The sequence below is a fragment of the Nitrospirota bacterium genome, assembly GCA_016212215.1.
Classification (GTDB): domain Bacteria; phylum Nitrospirota; class 9FT-COMBO-42-15; order HDB-SIOI813; family HDB-SIOI813; genus JACRGV01.
This window is the reverse complement of record JACRGV010000159.1, coordinates 1-7,718: the sequence shown is the minus strand read 5'-3', so window position 1 is coordinate 7,718 and position 7,718 is coordinate 1. Positions and strand designations below refer to the sequence as shown.

Genomic DNA, 7,718 nt, shown 5'->3' with positions numbered 1-7,718 from the left:
GAATTTGATTAGAAAATGCAGAAGTAAGACGATAAAAGCAAGATGAAAAGGGGGATGAGGATAGGCGGGGTTTTCTAACCCCGCCGGAAAGATAGGGTGCACAGTTTAATCCCCCTCCCTTGACGGGAGGGGGAAAGGGGGAGGGTGAGCTATGGGTATTTTCGGGGCAACTTGATTTTTAACATCATGGATGTTAGCATGGACTTCAGGGAGGAGAGAGAAAAGATGGCTGTATTAAAGATAATAGAATATCCTGATCCTATACTTAGGGAGAAGAGCAGAAACATTGAAAAATGGGATGAGGAATTAAATAAACTAATCCGAGATATGATGGATACTCTGGATAAAGTTCCGGGGCTTGGTCTTGCCGCAGTGCAGGTCGGCGTTCCTGTTCAGATGTTTGTTTATGATGCTAATCTGGGAAAGGAACAGAAAAACCGGTATGCAGTTGTGATTAACCCTGAGATCGTTTTTAAGGATGGAGAGATCAAGGATGAAGAGGGTTGTTTAAGCATTCCGGATTACAGAGACTCTGTTGTACGGGCCGCAGTTGTCAGGGTTAAGATATTCGATGGAGAAGGAAACAGTTTAGAGTTAGGCTGCGACGGACTCCTTGCAAGGTTGTTCCAGCACGAGATTGACCACCTGAACGGAATCCTATTTATTGACAGATTGAGCAGTCTTAAGAAAAGTCTGTTCTTACGAAGGATGAGGAAACTCCAGAAACAATCAAAAGGGGAATTGTCGGCAAAGTCATGACAAGCGGCCCTGTTGTGTTCATGGGGACACCTGCATTCAGTGTTCCATTTCTTGATGCAATATTAATAAGCGGCAGAGAGATTGCACTTGTTATAACCCAGCCCGACAAACCAAAGGGTAGGGGTCAGAAACTTATGCCGCCGCCTGTAAAAGAATTCGCCATTACCCATAATATCCCTGTACTGCAACCACAGAAACTATCTGAGCCTTTCATCGCAGATGCGATAAAAGAAATAAACCCTGAGTTCATAGTAGTTGTCGCTTATGGAAAAATAATCCCGTCAGTGATTCTAAAGATACCTAGTAGAGGATGTATCAATGTTCATGCATCTATTCTCCCTGAATTCAGGGGGGCATCCCCGATTCAATGGGCTATTATTAAGGGATGCAATGTTTCAGGGGTAACAACAATGTTGATGGACGAGACCCTTGACACCGGTGATATGTTACTGCAGGAAACTCTCGCTGTGGAGAGGACTGATACAGCCGGAAGCCTAAGCCTCAAGCTCGCTGAAATCGGCCCGGCTATATTAATAAAGACATTGGCAGGACTTGAGACAGGAGAGATTGTACCGGTTAAGCAGGATCACACCAAAGCAAGCTATGCACCTCTTATTAAAAAAGAGGACGGTATTATAAAGTGGAATGATTCATCTGAAAATATCTATAATAAGATACACGGCTTCGACCCATGGCCCGGCACATATACATATTATAAAGGTAAGCGATGGGGGATATGGAAGGCAGAGGTAATTCCTGCTAATGAAAATAGTGAGCAGAAGCAAGAGGTCAGAAGTAAGAAGCAAGAAATAAGTATAACAACAGAAATACCCCCTCCATTGACGGGGGAGGGTCAGGGTGGGGGTGAGCAAAGGTTATTTTCAGAAAATCAGCGGGACAAGAATGTCCCGCCTATCCTCAATTTTGACATGGATAGGCGGGGTTTTCCAACCCCGCCGGAGGGATTTTTGGGGGAACGTTTTAAACAAGGAAAGATAATTGATGTTCAAGCCAACGGAATTATAGTTTCAACCGGCGACTGTGCAATAAAACTTACCGAGATACAGCCTGAAGGCAAACGTCGTATGAGGGTTGAAGAATATTTGCGGGGTCATAAGGTGGAGAAGGGTGTAGTACTTGGAGATGAGACAGGTAACATTGACAGCGATTAAATTGCGATTATAATAGGATGTGCTGTAAAAAGGAGGTAATCAAACATGAACTTAAACACACTTAAAACAACATTTTTTCTCGCTGTCCTGAGCGTAATGTTTATTTCAGTCGGCTCTTTGATAGGCGGCAGGAATGGGGCAACAACCGCACTGATTATGGCAGGTGTTATGAACATAGGGGCATACTGGTTCAGTGACAAGATAGTGCTTGCAATGTATCGTGCCAAGCAGGTCACTCAAAGTGAAGCACCTGAACTTCACAGCATAATTAGAGAGCTGTCCGTTAGGGCACAGCTCCCCATGCCTAAGGTATATATGATGGATAATCCGACACCTAATGCCTTTGCTACAGGCCGGAATCCGGAACATGGTGCAGTTGCAGTAACATCAGGTATTATGAGCATACTTACTCGTGAAGAACTTGCAGGAGTTATAGCACATGAGCTTGCACATATCAGGAACAGGGACATTCTTATCAGCACAGTAGCCGCTACTATTGCAGGTGCTATAAGCTATCTGGCCCATATAGCACAGTGGGGAATGATGTTCGGCGGAGGAAGACGGGACAATGAAGACCGCAACCCGATGGGTTCTGTTATATCAATACTGATAATGATACTAGCCCCGATTGCCGCCATGCTGATACAGATGGCCATCTCCCGCTCAAGGGAATATAAAGCAGACGAAGGCGGTGCTGAAATCAGCAGAAACCCGATGGCACTTGCAGGTGCATTAAGAAAACTACATTCAGCAAGCAGGCGTATTCCAATGGAGGCGAACCCATCAACAGCCCACATGTTTATAGTAAGCCCGCTCACCGGCGGCGGAATGCTCTCCCTCTTTTCCACCCATCCGCCGATTGAAGAGCGTATCGCAAGGCTTGAGGCCATGACAAAGTTTCGTAGTTGAGAAAGTTACTATTTGCTTGATTATGCAATGAAAAAGACAAAGAAAATATTAAGGCAGACAAAACCAAAACGTCGTGGTTCTGCTGTTCTCGACGGTTATCGTGCAATTACAAAGGAAGAGATGCGTAATCTAAAAAAAATGACGATCAAAGATTCCATCGAACAAACGGAGATTTTACTTCGAGCTGCAAAATGGATGAAATGATTGTTGCTTTAGGAATTCTCTGTTTTTTTGCCTGTAAACCTTGCGTATTACTTTGTATGGAATTGTTTCATCATTTTTACCTCAAAGTCATTTGAATTGTTCTCATACGCTCCTCTAAATAATGCGGTTATTTATTGCTATAATAACCCTCATAGTATTTTAAATCAAATAATTATCAAACCCAAAATCTCCTGACTATTCATGTAAGGAATTCCGGTACTAACAGCATATGAATGAAGATTGGATACTCGAACATCAAAAATATCAGACTGGTACACTGGTACTGGCAATTCTGATGAACCCTCATGAGCGGGGCGCTCACCAAGGGGCATGAAAATCAGCGGGACAAGAATGTCCCGCCTATCCTCGTAGAAATGGATAGGCGGGGTTTTCTTACCCCGCCGGAAGGGATTTTCGGATGAACTGTCATGAGCCTTCGACTCACAAAGGTTGATGAAAATAAGACCCCCTCACCCGGTGCCCCCCTCCTGCCTCCCCCCGCAAAGGAGGGGGGAGGAATTTAGTTGCAGCTCTCCCGCCGGGGGAGAGGGAGGCTTATGTTTATCCCCCCTCCCTTGACGGGAGGGGGCAGGGGGAGGGTGAGCTATGGAGATTTTCTGATGAAAGACCGCATACTCGATTAAGAGCAATAGATATACTGTCCATGGAATTCGGAATTCAATGTGTTGTAACTGATTGGCAAATAACATATTTCTTAATAAAAACGTTATTGCAATATCATTTTTTTACTAAATATTGACATCCTTATAACTTTTATGCCAGTATTTGTACACAACTACATACAATTTCTGACATAAAAGTTATAAGGTATTTAAAATGATTAATTTTGACAGTTTCTTATTGCAAAATCCATGGAGAAGTAAAGGTTTTACCTTTTCGTCATATATCAACAGGGATATGTTTCCTTCTGTTTTGCCTTATCTGTCACAAAATCATATCATCATAATCACAGGTGCACGCCAGGTTGGAAAAACCACTTTGATGTATCAGGTCATGGAACATTTAACAGCAGAAGGTATTTCACCTCAAAATATATTTTATTTCAATCTTGATGATGAAGAGCTGCTGGACTCCATAAATAATCCTGCTGAGTAAATAATCTTTCCATACAAGAGACCAATACGCTTTTTTGGATTACACTAAACTCACTCCTTAGTGAATTCTGCTTATACGGAGGTTATCCGGAAATCATTATTGAAAAAGATTATGAGATTAAGAAAAGATTGCTTAAAGAGATTTACAACAGCTATGTCAGGAAAGACGTTAACGTTTTCAAAAGGGTCAGACCCTTTTTCACAAATATAAGAAAAGAGTTAAGCAAGATGCCTAAGGTGTATGCCATGGATAATGGGATTAGAAATGCAATGGTTAATAATTTCAGTCCTATTGAATTACGGCCTGACAGCGGAAAGCTCATCGAAACCCTCGTGTGGAGTGAACTGATTAAAAGTTCTGATGACCCTGATTCTATACGGTATTGGCGGACACAGGCGGGAAGCGAAGTGGATTTTATTGTAAATTCACTCCCAATAGAAGTAAAGTATTCAAACTTTAAATCCCCTAAAATCCAAAGAAGCCTTAAACACTATATAGAACAATATAAACCGGGTAATGTGATTGTGGTGACAAAGGATTTCGCAGGGGAAACTTATGATGGTGAAACGATAGTAACCTTTGTCCCTGTGTATCTGATGCCGTGGGTTGAGAGATTGCAGGGATCGCCCTTTTAATTTACCTGAAATACTATTATACTTTCCGGCATGTTCCGGACATGCCTGCTGGTAAAAATTGCAGTAGTTATTTTCTTCATAACCGTTATACCTGATGCATACTCATCAGCGGCGTCTCTTTTATCCCATAATATCAATCTAACCTTTGATTTAAAGGCACACAGCATAGATGCAGTTGATCACATCATGATTCATTCAGCCGGAGATAAGATATTTATAGCTTATATAAATACGAATGCTGTTATCAAATCAGTAAAAGGAGTGGATGGGGCTAATCTGTTGTTCTCAGTAGACAATGATGAAAAGGAAGGTAAGAAGAGGATTGTTGTCCATTTGCCGCGTTCATCAGAGATTACCCCCCCTCGCCCCCCCTTAAACAAAGGGGGGGAATTTTCATCATCCACGGAAATAATAATTGAATACTCAGGGAGATTTTCAGAACTGCCGGGGGATATTAAGTTTTCAAGGGAGTTTCTGAGTGATAAACCTGTTGCTTATGCTGGAGAAGAGATAACTCTGATTGATAGTTCTGCCTGCTGGTATCCATGTACAAATGAGCCAGCTATATTCAAAGTAACCGCCGTTACACCTGAACATTATGAGATAGTTACGGAAGGTGAAAAGATAACAAGAAAGGTAGAGAATGGGACGACTGTTACTGCATGGGATATACCATATCCTTCATCCGGTATTTATCTGGTTGGCGGCAGATATGTTATACACGAAGAGAAGTATAATGACATAACAATCTATACTTATTTATTTCCTGAAGATGTTGGTTTGTCCGCAACATATCTTGATAATTCAAAGAGGTATCTTGAGCTTTATAACAGGCTCCTCGGCAGGTATCCATTTAAGAAATTTGCTGTAGTAGAAAATATGCTCTCAACCGGATTCGGGATGCCTTCATATACTCTGCTTGGTCAATCCGTTTTACGGCTTCCTTTTATAGTCAAGACCTCCCTCGGACACGAGATAGCACATAACTGGTGGGGTAATTCAGTCTACCCTGATTATGAGTCCGGCAACTGGAGTGAGGGGCTTACTACTTATCTGGCAGATTACCTGTATGAAGATATGGAAGGAAAAGGGGCCGCCTACAGGAACCAACTCCTGCGGGACTATGTAAACTTAGTTAAGCCATCCCCATCCGCCGACTACCCGCTTACTAAGTTCAGGAACAGGGCCGTACCGGAGGACAGGGCAATCGGGTATGGTAAGGGGGCTTATGTATTCCATATGATGAAGGTTATGCTTGGCGAAGAGAAGTTTTATGAGGGACTTAGATATGTAATAAAAAACAGGAGCTTCAAGGTTACATCATGGGATAATTTCAGAGAGGCTTTTGAAAAGGTATCCGGAAAAGACCTGAGACCGTTTTTCAGGCAGTGGGTAGAAAATAGCGGTGCACCTGTCATAAGGCTTGGAGAGGCAACTCTTTCTCAGAAAGAAGACGAATATATTATCAATATCTCCATACATCAGAAGGGGCGAACTTATGAAATTTACCTGCCTGTATTGGTTGAAACAGAAGAAGGCAACATTCTTACATATCATTGGATTAAAGACCCGATCAGTGTTATAGAACTACATTCTTCATCACGGCCAAAGGCTGTAACCGTTGACCCATATTACGATGTATTCAGGAGGCTGAATCAAGAAGAGGTGCCTGCGACAATTGGTAAGTTTATGGGGTCGAACAAGAGGCTTTTGATACTCCCGTCCAATGAAAAGAAAGATATAGTAGAGGCATATTCAAAAATAGCTTCAGGCGTTAACGGCGTTATTGTTAAGTATGATAAAGATGTCAGCAATGGGGATTTAATAATGAATAATATCTACATTACAGGCGAGGCATATCTTAATATTTCCGCTGACAAATTAAGCCCTGAGCTTCCCCAGGAAATCAAAATTGATAACGAATATATATATGTTAAAGGTAAAAGCTACAACAGGAATGACTCTGTGCTGATTTTAACAAGACCAAACCCCTTTAATCCGGATTCAGTGTTCCTCTTTTTCTCAGGTGATAATTCGGGATATATTGAATCTGCCGGTGAAAAAATGGGGCACTATGGCAAATACAGCTACCTCCTGTTTTTCAAGGGTGAGATTGCAGAAAAGGGTGTGTGGGAGGCAGGAATGATGAAAAAGGATTTTTAATTCTGGAGGCGGCGAGCGGAATTGAACCGCTGAATAAAGGTTTTGCAGACCTCTGCCTTACCGCTTGGCTACGCCGCCCTAATTTTATGCTGAAAAATACAAGTTGATATTCTATAGATGATTGACCTGCAAGTCAAGATAGTTTGGAAAATCAAATTATGGATGAACTTTCATGAGCGGGGCGCTCACAAGGGGGCATGAAAATTGGTCTGCACAAAGATGGTTATTGTGTTTCGGGATTCCATCCTGAAACCGAGTCGGGGCAGGATGTATTTCGGGAAAGATTCCCGAAATACAAGAAAAAGCAGGTCTTTATCTGCTTACTGCTTACTTGAGGTTATTTTCGGATGAACCCTCATGAGCCGGGCGCTCACAAAGGGAAATGAAAATAGTAAACAGTAAGCAGTGAGCAGTAAACAGGAAAGGCAGTCTTTATCTGCTAACTGCTTACCGCTTACTGCTTACTTGGGGTCATTTTCGGATGAACTGCCATGAACCTTCGGTTCACAAAGGTTGATGAAAATAAGGCCCCCTCACCCGGACCCTCTCCCGCCAGGGGAGAGGGAAGCAAATGTTTATTCCCTCCCCCTTGAGGGGGGAGGGTTAGGGTGGGGGTGAACTATGGAGATTTTCGGATGAACCCACATGAACCAAGGTTCACAAAGGGACATGAAAATCAGCGGGACAAGAAAGTCCCGCCTATCCTCGTAGAGATGGATAGGCGGGGTTTTCTTACCCCGCCGGAAGGGATTTTCGGATG

Annotated in this window: 9 protein-coding genes and 1 tRNA gene; 9 read left to right on the top strand and 1 reads right to left on the bottom strand. The window is 42.7% G+C overall.

Features of this window, described 5'->3' with window-relative positions; translation table 11 throughout:
* The first annotated feature begins 198 nt into the window (after positions 1–198).
* From def to HZA08_14320, 7 genes are all read left to right on the top strand, one after another.
* Positions 199–759, top strand: a complete 561-nt coding sequence (gene def, locus HZA08_14350) for a peptide deformylase (protein MBI5194597.1) — start codon at positions 199–201, stop codon at positions 757–759.
* Positions 756–1,931 (top strand): methionyl-tRNA formyltransferase, encoded by a 1,176-nt coding sequence (locus tag HZA08_14345; GenBank protein ID MBI5194596.1) that lies wholly within the window; start codon positions 756–758, stop codon positions 1,929–1,931. Before def ends, HZA08_14345 begins: the two co-directional genes overlap by 4 nt.
* Positions 1,932–1,976: 45 nt before the next feature.
* On the top strand, positions 1,977–2,840 hold the full coding sequence (htpX, locus tag HZA08_14340) for a zinc metalloprotease HtpX (protein ID MBI5194595.1): 864 nt from the start codon (positions 1,977–1,979) through the stop codon (positions 2,838–2,840).
* A 27-nt stretch (positions 2,841–2,867) separates the two neighbouring features.
* The gene (locus tag HZA08_14335) at positions 2,868–3,044 is read left to right on the top strand and encodes a hypothetical protein (GenBank protein MBI5194594.1); all 177 of its coding nucleotides are present in this window, start codon (positions 2,868–2,870) and stop codon (positions 3,042–3,044) included.
* A gap of 837 nt (positions 3,045–3,881) precedes the next feature.
* Positions 3,882–4,160, top strand: coding sequence for an AAA family ATPase (locus HZA08_14330; GenBank protein MBI5194593.1), 279 nt, complete (start codon positions 3,882–3,884; stop codon positions 4,158–4,160).
* Positions 4,161–4,288: 128 nt separating this feature from the next.
* Positions 4,289–4,795: a DUF4143 domain-containing protein gene (locus HZA08_14325; GenBank protein ID MBI5194592.1), complete on the top strand. Its 507-nt coding sequence runs from the start codon at positions 4,289–4,291 to the stop codon at positions 4,793–4,795.
* A 30-nt stretch (positions 4,796–4,825) separates the two neighbouring features.
* On the top strand, positions 4,826–6,958 hold the full coding sequence (locus tag HZA08_14320; GenBank protein MBI5194591.1) for a hypothetical protein: 2,133 nt from the start codon (positions 4,826–4,828) through the stop codon (positions 6,956–6,958).
* 3 nt (positions 6,959–6,961) lie between these two features.
* Here HZA08_14320 and HZA08_14315 read toward each other — a convergent pair.
* A tRNA-Cys gene (locus HZA08_14315) sits at positions 6,962–7,036 on the bottom strand.
* Between the two features lie 119 nt (positions 7,037–7,155).
* Here HZA08_14315 and HZA08_14310 point away from each other — a divergent pair.
* Both HZA08_14310 and HZA08_14305 read left to right on the top strand, forming a co-directional pair.
* A complete protein-coding gene (locus tag HZA08_14310; protein MBI5194590.1) occupies positions 7,156–7,293 on the top strand; it encodes a hypothetical protein in 138 nt (45 codons plus the stop codon).
* A gap of 279 nt (positions 7,294–7,572) precedes the next feature.
* A partial coding sequence (locus tag HZA08_14305) for a hypothetical protein (protein ID MBI5194589.1) occupies positions 7,573–7,718 on the top strand: 146 nt, incomplete at its 3' end.

Bases quoted from the DNA above. Each gene is read 5' to 3' on its own strand.
- HZA08_14310 (MBI5194590.1), top strand. From the start codon at position 7,156: ATGAAAATTGGTCTGCACAAAGATGGTTATTGTGTTTCGGGATTCCAT.
- htpX (MBI5194595.1), top strand. From the start codon at position 1,977: ATGAACTTAAACACACTTAAAACAACATTTTTTCTCGCTGTCCTGAGC.
- HZA08_14330 (MBI5194593.1), top strand. From the start codon at position 3,882: ATGATTAATTTTGACAGTTTCTTATTGCAAAATCCATGGAGAAGTAAA.
- def (MBI5194597.1), top strand. From the start codon at position 199: ATGGACTTCAGGGAGGAGAGAGAAAAGATGGCTGTATTAAAGATAATA.
- HZA08_14345 (MBI5194596.1), top strand. From the start codon at position 756: ATGACAAGCGGCCCTGTTGTGTTCATGGGGACACCTGCATTCAGTGTT.
- HZA08_14335 (MBI5194594.1), top strand. From the start codon at position 2,868: ATGAAAAAGACAAAGAAAATATTAAGGCAGACAAAACCAAAACGTCGT.
- HZA08_14320 (MBI5194591.1), top strand. From the start codon at position 4,826: ATGTTCCGGACATGCCTGCTGGTAAAAATTGCAGTAGTTATTTTCTTC.